Raw genomic sequence first — 19,067 nt, forward strand, 5'->3', positions numbered from 1 at the left:
CTCTGCCGCGTCGCGTGCGTTGAGGACGACCAGCCGGCTGTCCTCCACCCAGCAATCCGAATAGACGAAAGCGCGCGTCGCGCCGGGTTTCAGCCCGTCGCCCAGCGGATCGCGGTCGAGACGCACGGTCCGCGTCGCGGGCAGGATCTTGCGGCCGCCCAGATGGTCGTAGAGGAACAGCCCGAGCCGGACCATCCAGGCGGGACGCGGCGAATGCGTCTGCGGCAGGACGAACTGCAGCGGCCAGATGATGTGCGGCGCGATCGCCAGCAGCCGCTCGCGTTCGATCAGCGCCTCGCGCACCAGCCGGAGCTCGCCATATTCGAGATAGCGCAATCCGCCATGGATCAGCTTGGTGCTGGCCGACGAGGTATGGCTGGCCAGATCGTCCTGCTCGACCAGCAGGACCGACAGCCCGCGCCCGGCGGCATCGCGCGCGATCCCGGTGCCGTTGATGCCGCCACCGACGATCAACAGGTCGACGTCGAATTTCGCGGGCGTTTTCATCATCGTCTCCCGTTTACCACCGCGGGCCGACCGGTGGCTAGCCTCGACGCGGGGCGGTGGGGCGGCCTAGAGCGGTCGCAAAGGAGAGCCGCATGGGCCAAGCCACGCACGTCCTCGCGATCGATCAGGGTACGACATCGACGCGCAGCATCCTGTTCGATGCGACGGCCAGACCGGTCGCGACGGCGCAGCGCGAATTCGCGCAGCATTATCCGCGACTCGGCTGGGTCGAGCATGACCCCGAGGACATATGGCGCGACACGCTGGCGACCGCGCGTGAGGCGATCGCACGCGGCGGCGTGCCCGCGCGCGACATCGGGGCGATCGGCATAACCAACCAGCGCGAAACCGTCGTCGTCTGGGATCGCGCGACGGGCACGCCGATCTACCCCGCGATCGTCTGGCAGGATCGACGCACCGCGGATGTGTGTCAGAGCCTGAAGGCCGAGGGCGCGGAACAGATGGTCCGCGACAAGACCGGACTGCTGCTCAATCCCTATTTCTCGGCGACCAAGATCGCGTGGATCCTCGACACCGTGCCGGGTGCGCGTGCGCGCGCGGACAAGGGGGAACTCGCCTTCGGCACGATCGACTGTTTCCTGCTGTGGCGGCTCACCGGCGGCGCGGTGCATGCGACCGACGTGACCAATGCCGGGCGCACGCTCCTTTATGACATTCGCCGGCAGGACTGGGACGACGCGCTGTGCCGGCTGCTGCGCGTGCCACCGGCGATGCTGCCCGCGGTGCACGACAACAGCCATGTGTTCGGCACGACCGCGCCCGGGCTGTTCGACGTCCCGATCCCAATCGCGGGAATGGCGGGGGATCAGCAGGCGGCGTTGTTCGGCCAGGCCTGCTTCGCGCGCGGCATGGTCAAGTCGACCTATGGAACGGGATGTTTCATGCTGCTCAACACCGGTGACACGGCGATCGCGTCCGACCACCGGTTGCTGACCACGCCCGCCTATCGGCTGAACGGGCAGATGACCTATGCGTTGGAGGGATCGATCTTCGTCGCCGGGGCGGCGGTCAAGTGGCTGCGCGACGGGCTCGGCGTCATCACCAGCGCACACCAGACGCACGACATGGCGACCGAGGTTCCCGACAGCCACGGCGTCTACATGGTGCCCGCCTTTGTCGGGCTGGGCGCACCGCACTGGGATCCCGATGCGCGCGGGCTCATCACCGGGCTGACGCTCGGCGCGACGGGTGCACATCTCGCACGCGCCGCGCTCGAGGCGGTCGGCTATCAGACGCTCGATCTGGCGCAGGCGATGGTCGCGGATGGTGGCGCGGCGCCCGCGACGCTCAGGATCGACGGCGGCATGGCGGCGAACGACTGGCTCTGTCAGTTTCTCGCAGACATGCTCGAGACACCGGTCGAGCGGCCGACGCATCTCGAGACGACGGCGCTGGGCGCGGCGTTCCATGCGGGGCTGGCGACCGGCGTTTGGCCCGATCTCGATGCGTTGTCGCAGACGTGGCGGCGGGGGGCGTGTTTCGAGCCGCGCATGGGGGCGAGCGACCGCGCCGCGCTGATCGCCGGCTGGCACGCCGCGTTACGCAAGGCGCTCAGTACGGACTGACGGTCGGCGAGGCCGGCTCAGGACGCGACGCGCAGGCCCGTCACGCGCTGGACCAGGACTTCGATCTGGCCGCGGTGGAACCCTGCGGCGAGGAACCGCTCGATCTCGGCGACCGGTAGCGCGAAGCCGTGGCGCCACGCATGGACCGCGAGCCGACGCAGCGCCTCGAGCCGCGGGTCGGCCAGCGGCGATCGCTCGGACAGGCCGAAGATCGTCCGCAGTGCACGGTCCAGCCGTCCCGGCACCGCCAGGCTGCGCAGGCCGTCATTCTTGGCGAGCATGATGACGTGCCATTCGAGCTGTGTGTACCCGGCCCGGCCTTCGGTCTGCGCGGCGCTGATCGTCGGCCGGCTGGCGACGGGGGCGGCGAACAGGTTGTCGAGGTCGAGATAGGCCATGGTCGGGTCTCTTCGGATGGACAAAGGGGCACGCGGCGAGGGTGCCGCGTGGGAACAGGTCGAATTGTGGTGCAGCGCTTCGGGGCGGCAGCAATATCATCGGTAGGTGAAGACCGGAGCAGGATCCCTGAACCCCGATCGTCTTCGATACCGCTCGGTATAGTAAGCGCGGACGGGCGTCAATCGCCTTTTGTACCGACGGGTAGGGTTTCGACAGGGGCTGAAAACCGTAACGTCACCCGCCGCGGGGGCGGCGAGTGACGTCAGTCGGGCAGTCTTGGATTGGCGGGCAGCTGTAAGCCGGCCCGGGGGGTGGCTCAGCCCTCGTTGGCGCGCTTCGCCAGTTCCTTGTTCACGCCAAGCGCGATCAGCGTGCAGACCGCACCCGAGAACAGATAGGCGCCGCTGGCCGCGAGGCCGAGCTTGCTCGACAGCAGCAATGCGGCGAGCGGGGCGAAGCCCGCACCGAACAGCCAGGCCAGATCGGTCGTGAGCGCCGAGCCGGTATAGCGGTGCGTCTTGCCGAGGCTGGTCGCGAGCGAGCCCGACGACTGGCCGAAGGACAGGCCGAACAGCGCGAAGCCGACGATCATGAACACCCACTCACCGGTTGCGCCGCCGTCGAGCAGCATCGGCGCGCCGATCGCGAACAGCGCGATCAGCACCGCGGTGCTGCCGAGCAGCGTGCGGCGACCAATGCGATCGGCGAGCAGCCCGGAAACGAGCGTCGCGCACAGGCCGATCGCTGCGCCGATCACCTCGATCGTCAGGAACCGGCCTGGCGTCTCGCGCGTGAACAGCACGATCCACGACAGCGGGAACACCGTCACCATATGGAACAGCGCGAAGCTGGCGAGCGGGGCGAAGGCGCCGAGCACGATGGTGCGGCCTTCCGCGCGAATCGTGTCGAGCACGGGCGCCGGCTGTAGCGCACGTGATTCGAACAGCGTCGTGAACTCAGGGGTGACGACGAGGCGGAGACGGGCGAAGAGCGCGACGACATTGATCGCGAAGGCGACGAAGAACGGATAGCGCCAGCCCCAGTCGATGAAGTCGGCGGCCGGCAGCGTCGCGACGAAGAAGGCGAACAGGCCGCTAGCCACCAGCAGGCCGAACGGCGCGCCGAGCTGTGGCAGCATCGCGTACCAGCCGCGGCGCCCCTCGGGCGCGTTGAGCGAGAGCAGCGAGGCGAGGCCGTCCCAGGCACCCGCCAGCGCGATGCCCTGCGCGATACGCAGGATCGACAGCAGCACGACCGACCAGTTGCCGACCTGCGCATAGCCGGGGAGGAAGCCCATCGCCACGGTCGCGGTGCCGAGCAGGAACAGCGCGATCGTCAGCTTGGCGCTGCGGCCATAGAGCCGGTCGACCGCGATGAAGATCACCGACCCGATCGGGCGCGCGATGAAGGCGAGCGCGAAGACCGCGAACGAGTAGATCGTCCCCTGCAGCCGGTCGACATAGGGGAAGACCAGCGTCGGGAAGACGATGACCGAGGCGATCGCATAGACGAAAAAGTCGAAAAACTCGGACGTGCGTCCGATGACGACGCCGATCGCGATCTCGCCCGGCGACACCTTTTTCCCGTGATCGTGAAGATCGCGGGCATCGTCTTCAAAAGACGTCGATGCGGCGTGTGCACTCATTCTCAAACTCGCTTCCGTGAGGCGGCTCGCCGCCCAATGGCCTTTTCGGACGGCGCACCGATCATACGCCTTTTCGTCGACTGCGGGCAGGGCCTTTCGGAGTCACACCGAGAGACCTATCTCTGTCGCATCATGAGCGCCATGCCTTTGCTGCAGTGCGGCGCCCATTGGACAAATTGTCCACTATGGAATGATCTAACAGCGGCGTAGGGGCGAGTACATGACCGCCGAGCTATCGAATTCCAGGCCCCGATCCTGGCTCTTACGCGCAGCAGCCCTGCTGCCCGCGCTGTTGATCAGTGGATGCAACTGGGTCGTGATGTCGCCATCTGGCGATATTGCGGTGCAGCAGCGTGACCTGGTTCTCATCTCCACCGGGCTGATGCTCATCATCATCGTCCCGGTGATCGCGCTGACGCTGTTCTTCGCCTATCATTACCGGCAGACGAACAAGAGCGCGAAGTACGAGCCGACTTGGGATCACTCGGTCGGGCTCGAGCTGCTGATTTGGGGCGTGCCGCTGCTGATCATCATCGCACTGGGCGCATTGACCTGGACCAGCACGCATCTGCTCGATCCCTATCGTCCGCTCGGCCGCATCTCGGCACAGAGCGGCGATATCGGCGAGAACACGCCGGTGGGGCAGCTCGCGGGTAACCAGCAGACGATCACGGGCGGCAAGCCGCTCGACGTTCAGGTCGTCGCGCTCGACTGGAAATGGCTGTTCATCTATCCCGAATACGGCATCGCCACGGTCAACGAACTGGCCGCGCCGGTCGATCGTCCGCTGCGGTTCAAGATGACCTCGTCCTCGGTGATGAACGCTTTCTACATCCCCGCGCTCGCCGGCATGATCTACACCATGCCCGGGATGGAGACGACGCTGCACGCGGTGATCAACAAGCCCGGCAATTACGAAGGCTTCTCGTCCAACTATAGCGGCGCTGGCTTTTCGGGCATGCGCTTCCGCTTCCACGGCGTGTCCGACGCTGGCTTCGATGCCTGGGTCGCGAAGGTCCGGAACGGCGGCGGCGGTCTGAACCGTGCCAACTACATGCAGCTCGAAAAGCCGAGCGAGAAGGTGCCGGTCCGCTATTTCGGCGGTGTCGAGAGTTCGCTGTTCAAGGCGATCGTCGAGCAGTGCGTGAAGCCCGGCAAGCCGTGCATGTCGGACATGATGGGCAAGAACCCGCATGAAGGCATGGCGATGCCCGGCGTCAATGGCGGCAGCGGGCCGCAGGATGCCGGCCCCCGACCCGAGGGCGGCTTGATGAAGGACGGCGACGAAAAGGGGAGCGGGAAACACTGGTCTGCGCCAGCCGACATAAAACGCGACGGCGCCAACGCCGCGCCCGGCTCGCCTGCCAACCGCAATCACACCATGCTGACCCCCTCAACCATGCCGGGCTCGCGCCCCGTCGCGAACGGCTAGAGAAAAGCTCATGTCAGACTCCATATTAAAGACGATCTTCGGCCGACTGACGCTGGAATCGCTGCCGCTGCATGAACCGATCGTCGTCGCGACGTTCGGCATGGTGGCGATCGGCGGTGCCGCGCTGCTGGCCGCGCTCACCTATTTCAAGGTGTGGGGCTATCTGTGGAACCAGTGGTTCACCAGCGTCGACCACAAGAAGATCGGGATCATGTACATGATCCTCGCGATCGTCATGCTGCTGCGCGGCTTCTCCGACGCGATCATGATGCGCCTGCAGCAGGCGATGGCGTTCGGGGGTAGCGAAGGCTATCTCAACGCGCATCACTATGATCAGGTCTTCACCGCGCACGGCGTGATCATGATCTTCTTCGTGGCGATGCCGATGGTCACGGGTCTGATGAACTATGTCGTCCCGCTCCAGATCGGTGCGCGCGACGTGTCGTTCCCGTTCCTGAACAATTTCAGCTTCTGGATGACCGCGGCGGGTGCCGTGATCGTCATGATGTCGCTGTTCATCGGCGAGTTCGCGCGGACCGGCTGGCTCGCGATGCCGCCGCTGTCGGGGATCGCCTATTCGCCCGATGTTGGGGTCGATTATTATATCTGGGCGCTCCAGATCGCGGGCATCGGAACGTTGCTGTCCGGCGTCAATCTGGTCGCGACCATCGTCAAGATGCGTGCGCCCGGCATGGGCATGATGAAGATGCCGATCTTCACCTGGACCGCGCTGTGCACCAACATCCTGATCGTCGCCGCCTTCCCGGTGCTGACCGCGGTGCTCGCGATGCTGTCGCTCGACCGTTACATCGGTACCGCGTTCTTCACGAACGACGCGGGCGGCAATCCGATGATGTACGTCAACCTGATCTGGATCTGGGGTCACCCCGAGGTCTACATCCTGGTCCTACCGGCGTTCGGCATTTTCTCGGAGGTCACCTCGACCTTCTCGGGCAAGCGCCTCTTCGGCTACAGCTCGATGGTCTATGCGACGCTGGTCATCACGATCCTGTCGTACCTCGTCTGGCTGCACCACTTCTTCACCATGGGGTCGGGGGCGAGCGTCAACTCGTTCTTCGGCATCACCACGATGATCATCTCGATCCCGACCGGGGCCAAGATCTTCAACTGGCTGTTCACCATGTACAAGGGGCGGATCCGATTCGAACTGCCGATGATGTGGACGATCGCCTTCATGGTGACCTTCACGATCGGCGGCATGACCGGCGTCCTGCTCGCGGTGCCGCCGGCCGACTTCGTGCTGCACAACTCGCTGTTCCTGGTCGCGCATTTCCATAACGTGATCATCGGCGGCACGCTGTTCGGCATGTTCGCCGGGATCAACTACTGGTTCCCGAAGGCGTTCGGCTTCAAGCTGGACGAGAAGTGGGGCAAGGTCTCGTTCTGGTGCTGGGTGTCGGGCTTCTATTTCGCCTTCATGCCGCTCTATGTGCTCGGCCTGATGGGCGTGACCCGCCGCATGCGCTATTTCGACGATCCGAACCTGCAGATCTGGTTCGTCATCGCCGCCTTCGGTGCAGCACTGGTCGCGGTCGGCATCGCTGCCTTCCTGATCCAGATCTTCGTCAGCATCCGCAACCGCGAGGCGCTCGCCGATCACACCGGCGACCCCTGGGGTGGCCGAACGCTGGAATGGGCAACCTCGTCGCCGCCGCCCGATTATAACTTCGCGTTCACGCCCGTCGTCCATGACCTGGACGCCTGGTACGACATGAAGGACCGCAAGCATCAGCGGCCGGTCAGCGGCTTCCGCGCGATCCACATGCCGAGCAACACGGGTACCGGCGTCGTGCTGGGCGTGCTCAGCATCGCCTTCGGCTTCGCGATGATCTGGTACATGTGGTGGCTCGCGGGTCTGACGCTGGTCGGGATCTTCGCCACGACGATCTTCCACACCTTCAACTACAAGCGCGACTTCTACATCCCGGTCGAGGACGTGATCGCCAGCGAGGACGCGCGCACCCGCATGCTCGCGACCCAGGGAGCCTGACGCGATGTCTTCGGTATCATTGAAGAAGGACGGTCTGGACGAGAAGGGTGAGCCCCTCTCGTTCTACCAGCTCGAAGAGCATCACCATCCCGAGGGCAGCAGCACGATGCTGGGCTTCTGGATGTACCTGATGAGCGATTGCCTCATCTTCGCGGTGCTGTTCGCGGCTTACGGCGTGCTCGGCACCAGCTATGCCGGCGGACCGACGCCCAAGGAGATCTTCGAGCTGCCGCTCGTCGCGGTGAACACCGCGATGCTGCTGTTCTCGTCGATCACCTATGGTTTCGCGATGCTGTCGATGGAGGAAGGGCGTCAGCGCATCATGCAGATGTGGCTGGCCTTTACCGGGCTGTTCGGCCTCGCCTTCCTGTCGATCGAAATGTACGAGTTCGCCACCCTCATCCATGAGGGCGCGGGCCCGACGCGCAGCGCGTTCCTGTCGTCCTTCTTCACGCTGGTCGGCACGCACGGCCTGCACGTGACGATGGGCTTCATCTGGCTCGTCACGCTGATGGTGCAGGTGCAGAAGCACGGCCTGATCGCTGCGAACAAGCGCCGCCTGATGTGCCTCAGCATGTTCTGGCATTTCCTCGACGTCATCTGGATCGGCGTCTTCACCTTCGTCTATCTGATGGGTTCGCTGCGATGACCGACCGCCCCGCCACCGCGCACGACGCGCATGCCGACCATGCCCATGACGATCATGGGCATGGTGACGACCACGCGTCGCACGGGACGCGCAAGAGCTACCTGAAGGGGTTCTTCCTCTCGGTCATCCTGACCGCGATCCCGTTCTGGGCCGTGATGACCGGCGCGTTCAAGGATCCTTCGACCGCGGCGCTGGTGATCATGCTGTTCGCGGTGATCCAGATCGTCGTCCACATGATCTACTTCCTGCACATGAACGGGAAGTCCGAGAATGGCTGGACGATGATGGCGCTGATCTTCACGATCATCCTCGTCGTGATCACGCTCAGCGGTTCGATCTGGGTCATGTATCACCTCAACACCAACATGATGCCGATGCAGGCCGCGGTAGATATGTGATGAAAGGGCATGCCCGGCCGCGGCCGGCGATCTGGGTGGCGGGCTTCATCGCGCTACTGCTGTTCGCCGGGTTCTGCGCGCTGGGTGTGTGGCAGGTCGAGCGGCGCGCATGGAAGCTCGACCTGATCCGGCAGGTGGCCGCCCGGTCACAGGCCGCACCGGTCGCGCCGCCCGGCCCGGCATACTGGCCGACGATCACGGCAAGCAGCGATGCGTATCGCCGGATCGAAGTAAGCGGCGTCTTCGCGCATGACCGCACGACGCTGGTCCGCGCCGCAACCGCACTCGGTAGCGGCTATTGGGTGATGACGCCGCTGCGGACTGCGCAGGGCTTCGATGTTCTCGTCAACCGCGGCTATATCTCGCCTGAACAGCGCAGCGCCTATGTACGGCCCGTCGGGCCGGTGACGGTGACGGGCTATCTGCGGATCACCGAACCCGGCGGCGGGTTCCTGCGCAAGAATGATCCCGCGACCGACAACTGGTATTCGCGCGACGTGGCTGCGATCGCGGGCGCGCGTGGCCTTGGCCGCACGGCGCCCTATTTCATCGACGCGGACAAGGTCGGGGACGGCGCACCGGTCGGCGGCCAGACCGTCATCGCGTTTCCGAACAATCATCTCGTCTACATGCTGACATGGTTCGGCCTCGCCGCGATGACGGTGATCGGCTTCGTCGTGTTCGTGCGCCACGATCGTCGTCGTGATAGACGCTGATCGGCGACGTCGTGCGTTGAGACCGTCGCAGGAGAGAGCGACCGCGTGACAACGCAAAACACCATGAGATTGGCGATGGATTCCTCGCGGTGGCAGGCCTGGGTCAGCCGTGCGCGCGCGGACACCGATGCCGCGGGCAATGCGAACATGCGGCAGCTGGTCACGTTGCGCTGGATCGCGGTGGCGGGACAGCTGGTGACCGTGCTGACGGTCCGCTTCCTGCTGGGGATCGACCTGCCGCTGGTGCCGATGCTGATGGCGATGGCGGCGTCGGTCGCGCTCAACCTGGCGAGCATGCGGCTCTATGGCTGGCAGCGCGGGGCGAACGCGCAGCTGTTGCTTGCGATGCTGCTCGATGTCGGGTTGCTGACCGTGCAGCTCTACCTCAGTGGCGGCGCGACCAACCCGTTCATCGCGCTGTATCTGTTACAGGTGGTGCTGGGCGCGGTGCTGCTCGATCGCTGGTCGAGCTGGGCGATCGTCGGGGTGACGGGCGGGTGTTTCGCGCTGCTGACGATCCGCTATCGTCCGCTTGCCCTGCCGACCGATTATGCGGGCGAGTATTTCGCACTCTACACGGTAGGGTCGCTGCTCAATTTCCTGCTTGTCGCGACGCTGCTGGTACTTTTCATGACGCGGATCACGGGCAATCTGCGCGCCCGCGACGAGCATCTGGCGGATCTGCGCCAGCAGGCGGCGGAGGAGGATCACATCGTCCGCATGGGCCTGCTCGCCTCGGGTGCCGCGCACGAACTCGGCACGCCGCTCGCGTCGCTGGCGGTCATCCTCAACGACTGGAAGCGGATGCCCGCGCTCGCCACCGATGCGGGGATGCTCGAGGAGATCGGCGAGATGCAGGCCGAGGTCCAGCGCTGCAAGACGATCGTCACCAACATCCTGCTCGCGGCGGGCGAGGCGCGCGGCGAGGCGCCCGAGGTCGTGCCGCTGCATGTCTTCCTCGACGCGATCGTCGAGGACTGGCGCGCGCTGCATGCCGGTGTCGAGTTCGACTATACCAGCCGGCTCGGCGACGATCCGCTGATCGTATCGGATCCCGCGCTCAAGCAGGTGATCGCCAACGTGCTCGACAATGCCGCCGAGGCATCGCCCGCCTGGGTCGGGTTTTCGGGCGAGCGGTCGGGCGATCATCTGGCGCTGATCGTGCGCGATCATGGACCGGGGTTCACGCGCGACAAGCTGGCGAGCTTCGGCAAGCCCTATCAGTCGAGCAAGCGCGATCCCGGCCATGGCCTGGGGCTGTTCCTCGCGGTCAACGCGATGCGCAAGCTGGGGGGCAGCGTGGCGGTCGCCAACCGCGAGACGGGTGGCGCTGAAGTGACGTTGATGCTGCCGCTGGCGGCGATCGCCCTGGAGCGTGACGAATGAGCGAGCCCGATATCCCCGCGGTCAAGCGCCTCGTGATTGTCGAGGACGACGAGACGTTTGCACGCACGCTGAAACGCTCGTTCGAGCGGCGCGGTTATGCGGTCCGGCTTGCGGCGAGCCATGAGGATCTGGTCGTGCTGCTCGCCGATGACGTGCCGCAATATGCGGTGGTCGACCTGAAGCTCGGCGGGGCATCGGGGCTGGTCTGCGTCCAGACGCTGCACGCGCATGATCCCGATATCCTCGTCGTCGTGCTGACCGGCTTTGCGAGCATCGCGACCGCGGTCGAGGCGATCAAGCTCGGCGCCTCGCATTATCTGGTCAAACCGTCGAACACCGACGACATCGAGGCGGCGTTCGACCGGACCGAGGGCAAGGTCGACACCGCGGTGACCGAACGTCGCGCGACGATCAAGACGCTCGAATGGGAGCGGATCCACGCGACGCTGGCGGAAACCGGGTTCAACATATCGGAGACCGCGCGGCAGCTCGGAATGCACCGCCGGACGCTCGCGCGCAAACTCGAGAAGCGGCCGGTCAAATAGCCGCAACGCTTGGCGTGGGGCGGGCGTTATGGTGCGATGGTGTCGCCCTCTTCCTCCCGCCTCTGGGTGCCGCGGCGCCTCCTCGCGACGCCGTCGTCGCTCCTCTGGGACCATGGCGAACAGATCGTCGCGCGCGCGCGTGCGCTGGACGTGGCGGTGACGACGCTGCCCAGTGATCGTCTCCGCCTCGACCTGCCCGACGATCCCCGGCAGCAATATGCACAGGCGAAGGCGACGCTGGCGCTGGTCGTCGCCCCGCCGTCGAAACGCCGGTTGCAGCCGATCGCGCCGAGCGCCGACTGGCGAATCGATCTCGCCGAAGGGTGCCCTGCGCATTGCGGCTATTGCTATCTCGCGGGGTCTTTGAAGGGGCCGCCGATCACGCGGGTCTATGCGAACCTGCCCGAGATCCTGGCCGAGCTTCCTGCGCATCTCGGCCAGGGGACAGTCACGTCGCGCTCCGCCACGCGCGCGCATGAGGGCACGACGTTCGAGGCGTCCTGTTACACCGATCCGCTCGCGATCGATCATGTCACCGGGTCGCTGTCCGCGCTGATCGCGCATTTCGGCGCGTGGGAGGCGGACGTGCAGCTGCGCTTCACGACGAAGTTCGACGCGGTCGAGCCGCTGCTCGCGCTCGATCACGCAGGACGGACGCGGATGCGCGCCTCGATCAACCCCGCCGGCTATGCGCGGTTCGAGGGCGGCACGAGCCCGGTCGCAGCCCGGCTGGTCGCGCTGCGCCGGATGGCGGATGCGGGGTACAAGATCGGGCTGACGATCGCGCCGATCATCGCCGCCGAGGGATGGCGCGACGCCTATGCCGAGCTGATCGCGCAGGCGGGGCAGGTGCTCGGCGATATCCCGGACCTCACGATCGAGCTGATCACGCATCGCTACACACCCGGGTCCAAGGCGGTGCTGCAGACCTGGTATCCCGGCTCGTCGCTCGATCTCGGCATGGCGAACCGCACCGAGAAGCGCACCAAGTTCGGCTCGGTCAAATATGTCTATGATGCGGACACGATGCGGGCGTTGCGCGCCTTCTTTGCCGACGAGATCGCGGCGCGCCTGCCCGAGGCGCGGATCCTCTACTGGACCTGATCGCCGTCCAACCGGGCAACACAGCGTTGCCGACCCTGCGCTGGTGGGCGCCGGTGCCGTCGCCTATCTGAATACCAAGATCTTGCGCGCCGCCGTCGCCCGGCGCTCGCGCGTGACAACAGGAGATTATTGCATGCCCGTCCTTCTTGGTATTTCCGGCAGCCTGCGCCGCCAGTCGTTCAACGCCGCGATCCTCAATTCGCTCGCCGACGCGCTGGGGGACAAGGCGACACTGCGGATCTTCCCGCTCAACGCGATCCCGATGTACGATCAGGATGCCGATACCGACACGCCACCCGAGGCGGTCGCCGCGCTGCGGGCGGCCATCGGCGAGGCGGACGGGATCGTGATCGCGTCGCCCGAATATAATCACGGGATGCCCGGCGTGCTGAAGAACGCGCTCGACTGGGCGTCGCGGCCTTATGGCAAGGCGACGCTGACGGGGAAGCCGGTGTTTACACTGACCTCGTCGCCGGGCGCGGTCGGCGGTGCGCGCGCGCAGGCGCAGCTGAACGAGACGCTGGCGTCGATCGGCGCGCGTACGCTGCTGCGGCCGCAATCGGTGATCGGGGCGGTGCACGAGAAGATCGCCGACGGGCGGCTGAGCGACACGTCGACCCTCGACTTCCTGTTGAGCGGTATCGACGCCCTGCTGGCGGAGATCGAGCGGCCCGCATCGGCCGTGCGCGAGGCGAACTGAGATGCGGCGCGTGCTGCGGACCTATCCCGCCCAGCGTGACGATATCGCCGATCTCGTCACGCGGCGCCCGCTGCCGGGGCCGCAGTTGCCGCAGGTCGATCCGTTCCTGTTCCTCAACCATCATGGGCCGCAGACCTATCGGCCGGGCAATAACGGCCTGCCGTTCGGGCCTCATCCGCATCGCGGGTTCGAGACGGTCAGCTTCATCCTGAGCGGCGAAATGGCGCATCTCGACAGCGGCGGGCACGAAAGCGTGATGCGCGCGGGCGGCGTGCAGTGGATGACCGCGGGGTCGGGGCTGATCCATGCGGAGATCTCGCCCGCGTCGTTCAAGCGCGACGGCGGGCCGCTCGAGATCCTCCAGCTCTGGGTCAATCTGCCGGGGCGGCTGAAGATGACGAAGCCCGCTTATACCGGGCTCCAGCGCGAGGATATTCCGGCTGTCGCGGTCGACGGCGGTGTCGTGAATGTGATCGCGGGGACGTTTGAAGGGCAGGCGGGGCCGGTTGAGTCGCTGACGGGAGTCGCGATGATGACGGTCGAGCTGGCGGCCGGGGGCAAGGTGACACTGCCTGCGCCGCGCGGTCGCAGCGTGTTCTTCTATGTGATCGAGGGGCGGCCCGAGGTCGGCGGTACGGTCGTCGAGCCGTGGCACCTCGTCACGTTCGACGAAGACGGCGATACGATCGAGGTCGCGGCGTCAGGCCCGGTGCGGCTGGTGTTCGGCCATGCGGATCCGATCGACGAGCCGGTCGTGGCGCACGGGCCGTTCGTTATGACGACGCGCGAGGAGATCGGCGAGGCGATCCGCGATTACCAGGCGGGGCTGTTCGGGCCCGCGCCGGTTATCGCTTGAACCCATAACCGTCATCCCCGCGAAGGCGGGGATCCATACTGGCTGGCCTCGGTGACAGCACCGTGAGGTCAGCCAGTCTAGGTTCCCGCCTTCGCGGGAATGACGAAGAAGTTACTTCGCCAGCACGGCCGACTGGTCGACCGCGACCACCGGCAGCCACACCGCGCTGGCCGTCGCGCCGCCGCGTTCGATCGTTACCGTCGCCTTCTTGTAGTCCGCCTTCTTCGCGAGGAAGATGTTGGGGACGAAGGTCTGCGGGTTGCGGTCGTAGAGCGGGAACAGGCTTGACTGAACCTGCACCATGATCCGGTGACCCGGCTGGAACACGTGGTTCACGGTCGGCAGGCGGAACTTGTAGCGCTGCGTCTTGCCGGCCGGGATCGCGCTCGGCTTGGCGAAACTGTCGCGGTAGCGGCCGCGGAAGATGTCGAGGCTGATCGGCAGTTCATAGCCGCCCATCTTCGGATCGCTCGCGACCTCGTCGGGATAGACGTCGATCACCTTGACCACGAAGTCGGCATCGGTCCCCGTCGTCTTGGCATAGATGTCCGCGATCGGCGCGCCCGACACGCGCACCGGCGTCGTCAGCACGTCGGTCGTGTAGGTCATCACGTCGGTGCGGCCATCCACCCCGCGCTGGTCGCTGACCAGCCAGTCGCCCCAGCGGCCGTCGCCGAAATTGACCGGCCTCGGCAGATGCGGGACGGGCTTGGCGGGGTCGGAGACATAGCTGTCGCCGCCGCTCGCCGCCTTGGTGAAGCCCAGCCCGCCCTCGGCGCCGAGGTAGATCGGCTTGAGCGGCGCGGCACAGCCGCTCTCGCAGGCGAGTGGCCAGGTCGACAGCTTGTCCCAGTGATTCTCGCCGGTGTTGTAGATCGCCGCGGCGGGCAGCGTGACCGCGGGGCCGTCCTTCAGATACTGGTCGAACATCGGCAGCACCATCTGTTCGCGGAACTGCTGCGCGGTGTCGCCGTCCCACTCGAACGGACCAAGGCTGCGGCCGTCGCGATTGACCTGGCTGTGCCGCCACGGACCCATGACAAGATGGTTGTTGCCCATCTTGCCCTTGGCCTTCAGCGCCTCCCACGCGGTGATCGCACCGTAAATGTCCTCCTGATCCCACAGCCCCTGTTCCCAGAGCGTCGGCACGTTCGAGGGGTTGGCGGCGAGCAACTTGTCGAGCGCCTGGCCCTGCCAGAATTCGTCATAGGCGGGATGCGCGACCATCCGCTGCCAATAGGGCAGCTGGTCGTACCCCGACGCCTTGGCCCAGTCGCCCGCCGAGCCGATGCGGCGGAAATTCTCGTAATCGTCATAGCCGCCGGTCGGCGGCGCCTTGCCCGCGCCCTTGTAGCCGGTCTGGCCGCCGAGCCAGGCGATGTTGGCGAGGCGGAACGCGCCGTAATGGAACCAGTCGTCGCCCATCCAGCCGTCGATCATCGGGCTTTCGGGCACTGCGGCCTTGAGCGCGGGGTGCGGGTTGAGCAGCGCCATGACGACGGTGAAACCCTCGTACGACGACCCGATCATGCCGACGCGGCCGTTCGATTCGGGCAGGTTCGCCTTGTTCACCAGCCAGTCGATCGTGTCATAGGCGTCGGTGACGTGATCGACCTTGGTCGGGTTGAGCGGGCCGATTACCGGGCGCGTGACAACATACTCGCCCTCCGAGCCATATTTGCCGCGGACGTCCTGATAGACGCGGATATACCCGCCCTTGACGAACATCTCGTCGGCAAGCGGCAACGTCGAGAGGATGCTCGGGCTGTCCATCCGCGTCGCGCGCGACTTCGCGTCATACGGCGTGCGCGTCAGCACGATCGGGGCGTTGGTCAGCCCCTTGGGATAGACGATGACGGTGTAGAGCTTCGTCCCGTCACGCATCGGGACCATCACCTCGCGCTTGACGTAGTCGCGGTTGGCGGTGGCGGGGACGAACTTGGCAGGAACATCGCCGCCGGCGGGGGCAGTCTTGTCAGAAACAGTCTGGGGCACCTGCGCCGACGAAACGGTGGCGAGCGCGATCGAGGCAAGAAGGACGAGCTTGAGGGTCATGAAACGCTCCGGAAGAGGATGCGGCCAAGCTAGGCGCAATTGTCGCGCGGGGGCAATCGAGTTCGTGATCGATCAGCCGCGTGCGTACCGCTTGAAATGTCGGCCGCTTGCTGGATGATGCGCCGAAACAACCGGGGGGTATCATGGCGCGCAGGGCAAAGGGATCGTGGCGGCCGTTCATCCAGGCCTTGCCGATCCTGATCGTCGGCTATGTCTCGACCATCCTGATCTGCGCGGCGCTGTTTGCGACGTTCGAGGGCAAGCCTGTCGATGTCGGCATCTGGTGGTCGTTCGTGACCGCGATGACGATCGGCTATGGCGACGTGTTTCCCGTGACGATGGGGGGCAAGATCGTCGCGGTCGCGCTGATGCATGCGGTGCCGCTGTTCCTCGTGCCGCTGCTGACCGCGAAAATGGCGGCCAAGATGATCGTCGACAGCGACGCCTTCACGCATGCCGAGCAGGAGGAGATCAAGTTGGCGCTCGCGCGGATCGAGGCGATCCTTTCGCGCGAGCCGCGTCAGCCCTAGTCGGCGACCAGCACCGCGCGCTCACGGCCGACGAGTGCAACGAGCCAGTCGGTAAAAGCGCGGATCGCGTCGAAACGGCCCGTGTCCTGGTGCGTGACGAGCCAGAAGGCGCGGCTGATGCGGATGTCGGGGAGGATCGCGACGAGCCCCGGATAGGCCTCGCCGATGAAGCAGGGGAGCACGCCGATGCCGGCGCCGGCGGCGATCATGTGCGCCTGCGCGTTGATGCTCGACGAACGCAGCACGGGGTCGCGGACGCCCGGGATCTCGTCGAGATAGCGCAGCTCGGGCGCATAGACGATGTCGGGCACATAGCCGATCATCCGCCGGTCGCGTAGGTCGGCGATGCCGTGGACTGGACCGTGCGCCGCGAGATGCTCCGCCGATGCGTAGAGCCGCAGCGTATAGTCGGTGAGCTTGCGCGTCCGCAGCGGACCGCGGCGCGGGCGGGCGAGCAGGACCGCGACGTCGGTCTCGCGCCGCGTCGGGTTGAGGAAGCCGCTGGTCGCGACGAGATCGACTGCGAGCTTGGGATGCGCCTGCGCGAGCGTGCCGAGATGTCGGCTGACGAACCAGGTGCCGAACCCCTCGGCGACGCTGACGCGGATCGTGCCGTCGACCTCGGTCCGGCCCGCGGGCGGGGTACGGATGTCCGACGCGATCGCCGCCATCGCGGTCGCGCGCGCGAGCAGGTCTTCGCCGGCGCTGGTCAGGATCTGGCCGTCGGGGCCCTGCTCGAACAGCCGCTGACCGACCGCGGTCTCGAGCCGGCGGAGGCGGCGGCCGACCGTCGTCGCATCGACGCCGAGGCTCGCCGCAGCACGACCAAGCTGCTGCGCACGGGCGACTTCGAGGAAGATCGGCAGGTCGCTCCAGTCCATGCCGACTGCAAATATGCAGCTCAGGGCTGCAAGTCTATCGCTTGTGTCGCAGGCGAGGCAGTGGTGTAGAGGCCGCAAAACAAGGAGAGGCGCCATGACCGTTCGCACCATCGAGCATCTGATCGCAGGCGGCACCGCGGGTGGACCGTCCTCCGGCGGCGGCCGCAGCGGCGACGTGTTCGATCCCAATAGCGGCGAGATCCAGGCGCGTGTGACGCTCGGCACGCAGGCCGACCTCGACCGTGCCGTCGCCGCCGCGCACAAGGCGCAGCCGGGCTGGGCAGCGACCAACCCGCAGCGCCGCGCGCGTGTGATGTTCGAGTTCAAGCGGCTCGTCGAAGCGAACATGGACGAACTCGCGCGTCTGCTGTCGTCCGAGCACGGCAAGGTGATCGCGGATTCGAAGGGCGATATCCAGCGCGGGCTCGAGGTGATCGAGTTCTGCTGCGGGATCCCGCACATTCTCAAGGGCGAGTACACGCAGGGCGCGGGGCCTGGGATCGACGTCTATTCGATGCGCCAGCCGCTCGGCATCGGTGCGGGCATCACCCCGTTCAACTTCCCGGCGATGATCCCGCTATGGATGAGCGGCGTCGCGATCGCGACGGGCAACGCGTTCATCCTGAAACCCAGCGAGCGCGATCCGTCAGTGCCGGTGCGCCTCGGCGAATTGTTCCTCGAGGCGGGGTTGCCCGAGGGGATCTTCCAGGTCGTCCACGGCGACAAGGAGATGGTCGACGCGATCCTCGATCATCGGGCGATCAGTGCGGTCAGCTTCGTCGGCTCGTCCGACATCGCGCATTACGTGTACCGCCGCGGCGTCGAGGCGGGCAAGCGCGTCCAGGCGATGGGCGGGGCGAAGAACCACGGCATCGTCATGCCCGACGCGGACCTCGACCAGGTCGTCGCCGACCTGTCGGGCGCGGCGTTCGGAAGCGCGGGCGAGCGGTGCATGGCGCTGCCGGTGGTCGTGCCGGTCGGCGAGAAGACCGCGATCGCTTTGCGCGAGAAACTGATCCCGGCGATTGCCGCGCTGCGCGTCGGCGTGTCGACCGACAATGACGCGCATTACGGGCCGGTGGTGAACGCACCGCATCGCAGCCGGATCGAGAACTGGATCCAGACGGGTGTCGACGAGGGCGCAGAGCTGGTCGTCGATGGGCGCGGGTTCGAGCTGCAGGGGCATGAGAAGGGCTTCTTCATCGGGCCGTCGCTGTTCGATCACGTCACCACGGAGATGTCGGCGTACAAGGAGGAGATCTTCGGGCCGGTCCTCCAGATCGTCCGCGCCAAGGATTTCGAGGAGGCGGTGCGCCTGCCGAGCGAGCATCAGTACGGCAACGGCGTCGCGATCTTCACACGCAACGGCCACGCCGCGCGCGAGTTCGCGGCGCGAGTGAATGTCGGGATGGTCGGCATCAACGTGCCGATCCCGGTGCCGGTCGCGTATCACACGTTCGGCGGCTGGAAGCGTTCGGCGTTCGGCGACACCAACCAGCACGGCATGGAGGGCGTGAAGTTCTGGACCAAGGTCAAGACGATCACGCAACGCTGGCCCGACGGCGGGGTTGGCGACGCGGCGAATGCGTTCGTCATTCCGACGATGGGGTGATCGGGTGCGGCGTTTCCTCCCCGTCATCTTGGACTTGATCCAGGATCCAGAGCCA

General features: G+C 66.1%; 18 protein-coding genes. 13 read left to right on the forward strand and 5 right to left on the reverse strand.

The window, feature by feature from the left end; translation table 11 throughout:
* Positions 1-507: FAD-dependent oxidoreductase (locus ASE89_RS21090; RefSeq protein WP_236701605.1), on the reverse strand; the 507-nt coding region annotated here is incomplete at its 3' end.
* A 92-nt stretch (positions 508-599) separates the two neighbouring features.
* Here ASE89_RS21090 and glpK point away from each other — a divergent pair.
* Positions 600-2,093: a glycerol kinase GlpK gene (glpK, locus tag ASE89_RS03640; protein WP_056674110.1), complete on the forward strand. Its 1,494-nt coding sequence runs from the start codon at positions 600-602 to the stop codon at positions 2,091-2,093.
* Positions 2,094-2,110: 17 nt separating this feature from the next.
* On the opposite strand, the gene ASE89_RS03645 is transcribed toward glpK, so the two are convergent.
* Positions 2,111-2,491: a hypothetical protein gene (locus ASE89_RS03645; RefSeq protein WP_056674113.1), complete on the reverse strand. Its 381-nt coding sequence runs from the start codon at positions 2,489-2,491 to the stop codon at positions 2,111-2,113.
* A gap of 317 nt (positions 2,492-2,808) precedes the next feature.
* Positions 2,809-4,137 carry an MFS transporter gene (locus ASE89_RS03650; RefSeq protein ID WP_056674117.1) on the reverse strand — a complete coding sequence of 443 codons (1,329 nt, stop codon included), beginning with the start codon at positions 4,135-4,137 and terminating at the stop codon, positions 2,809-2,811.
* 319 nt (positions 4,138-4,456) lie between these two features.
* Here ASE89_RS03650 and ASE89_RS03655 point away from each other — a divergent pair, with 319 nt between their 5' ends.
* The 10 genes from ASE89_RS03655 to ASE89_RS03700 all read left to right on the forward strand — a co-directional run bounded on the left by ASE89_RS03655 (position 4,457) and on the right by ASE89_RS03700 (position 13,934).
* A complete protein-coding gene (locus ASE89_RS03655; protein WP_236701646.1) occupies positions 4,457-5,569 on the forward strand; it encodes a ubiquinol oxidase subunit II in 1,113 nt (370 codons plus the stop codon).
* 10 nt (positions 5,570-5,579) lie between these two features.
* The gene (gene cyoB, locus ASE89_RS03660) at positions 5,580-7,580 is read left to right on the forward strand and encodes a cytochrome o ubiquinol oxidase subunit I (protein WP_031395866.1); all 2,001 of its coding nucleotides are present in this window, start codon (positions 5,580-5,582) and stop codon (positions 7,578-7,580) included.
* A 4-nt stretch (positions 7,581-7,584) separates the two neighbouring features.
* Positions 7,585-8,229 (forward strand): cytochrome o ubiquinol oxidase subunit III, encoded by a 645-nt coding sequence (gene cyoC, locus ASE89_RS03665; RefSeq protein ID WP_042467557.1) that lies wholly within the window; start codon positions 7,585-7,587, stop codon positions 8,227-8,229.
* On the forward strand, positions 8,226-8,627 hold the full coding sequence (gene cyoD, locus ASE89_RS03670; protein ID WP_031395868.1) for a cytochrome o ubiquinol oxidase subunit IV: 402 nt from the start codon (positions 8,226-8,228) through the stop codon (positions 8,625-8,627). The genes cyoC and cyoD overlap by 4 nt, the downstream gene beginning before the upstream one ends.
* Entirely contained in the window at positions 8,627-9,343 is a 717-nt protein-coding gene (locus ASE89_RS03675; protein ID WP_056674123.1) for an SURF1 family protein, read from the forward strand. The genes cyoD and ASE89_RS03675 overlap by 1 nt, the downstream gene beginning before the upstream one ends.
* Before the next feature lie 75 nt (positions 9,344-9,418).
* A complete protein-coding gene (locus ASE89_RS03680; RefSeq protein ID WP_042467562.1) occupies positions 9,419-10,729 on the forward strand; it encodes an ATP-binding protein in 1,311 nt (436 codons plus the stop codon).
* Positions 10,726-11,274, forward strand: a complete 549-nt coding sequence (locus tag ASE89_RS03685; protein ID WP_056674125.1) for a response regulator transcription factor — start codon at positions 10,726-10,728, stop codon at positions 11,272-11,274. Before ASE89_RS03680 ends, ASE89_RS03685 begins: the two co-directional genes overlap by 4 nt.
* 66 nt (positions 11,275-11,340) lie before the next feature.
* Positions 11,341-12,378, forward strand: a complete 1,038-nt coding sequence (locus tag ASE89_RS03690) for a radical SAM protein (RefSeq protein WP_236701606.1) — start codon at positions 11,341-11,343, stop codon at positions 12,376-12,378.
* A gap of 133 nt (positions 12,379-12,511) precedes the next feature.
* Positions 12,512-13,078: an NADPH-dependent FMN reductase gene (locus ASE89_RS03695; protein ID WP_056675292.1), complete on the forward strand. Its 567-nt coding sequence runs from the start codon at positions 12,512-12,514 to the stop codon at positions 13,076-13,078.
* Between the two features lies 1 nt (position 13,079).
* Entirely contained in the window at positions 13,080-13,934 is an 855-nt protein-coding gene (locus tag ASE89_RS03700) for a pirin family protein (protein ID WP_056674127.1), read from the forward strand.
* Between the two features lie 111 nt (positions 13,935-14,045).
* On the opposite strand, the gene ASE89_RS03705 is transcribed toward ASE89_RS03700, so the two are convergent.
* A complete protein-coding gene (locus tag ASE89_RS03705; protein ID WP_056674130.1) occupies positions 14,046-15,989 on the reverse strand; it encodes a CocE/NonD family hydrolase in 1,944 nt (647 codons plus the stop codon).
* Positions 15,990-16,132: 143 nt separating this feature from the next.
* Here ASE89_RS03705 and ASE89_RS03710 point away from each other — a divergent pair, with 143 nt between their 5' ends.
* Positions 16,133-16,519, forward strand: a complete 387-nt coding sequence (locus ASE89_RS03710) for a potassium channel family protein (RefSeq protein ID WP_042466673.1) — start codon at positions 16,133-16,135, stop codon at positions 16,517-16,519.
* On the opposite strand, the gene ASE89_RS03715 is transcribed toward ASE89_RS03710, so the two are convergent.
* Positions 16,516-17,400: a LysR family transcriptional regulator gene (locus tag ASE89_RS03715; RefSeq protein ID WP_031394236.1), complete on the reverse strand. Its 885-nt coding sequence runs from the start codon at positions 17,398-17,400 to the stop codon at positions 16,516-16,518. The genes ASE89_RS03710 and ASE89_RS03715 overlap by 4 nt on opposite strands.
* A gap of 94 nt (positions 17,401-17,494) precedes the next feature.
* On the opposite strand from ASE89_RS03715, the gene ASE89_RS03720 reads away from it, so the two are divergent.
* Complete coding sequence (locus ASE89_RS03720; RefSeq protein ID WP_056674133.1) at positions 17,495-19,012, forward strand: CoA-acylating methylmalonate-semialdehyde dehydrogenase; 1,518 nt, start codon at positions 17,495-17,497, stop codon at positions 19,010-19,012.
* Positions 19,013-19,067: the final 55 nt, after the last annotated feature.

The sequence above is a fragment of the Sphingomonas sp. Leaf30 genome (assembly GCF_001422525.1).
GTDB lineage: Bacteria > Pseudomonadota > Alphaproteobacteria > Sphingomonadales > Sphingomonadaceae > Sphingomonas > Sphingomonas aerolata.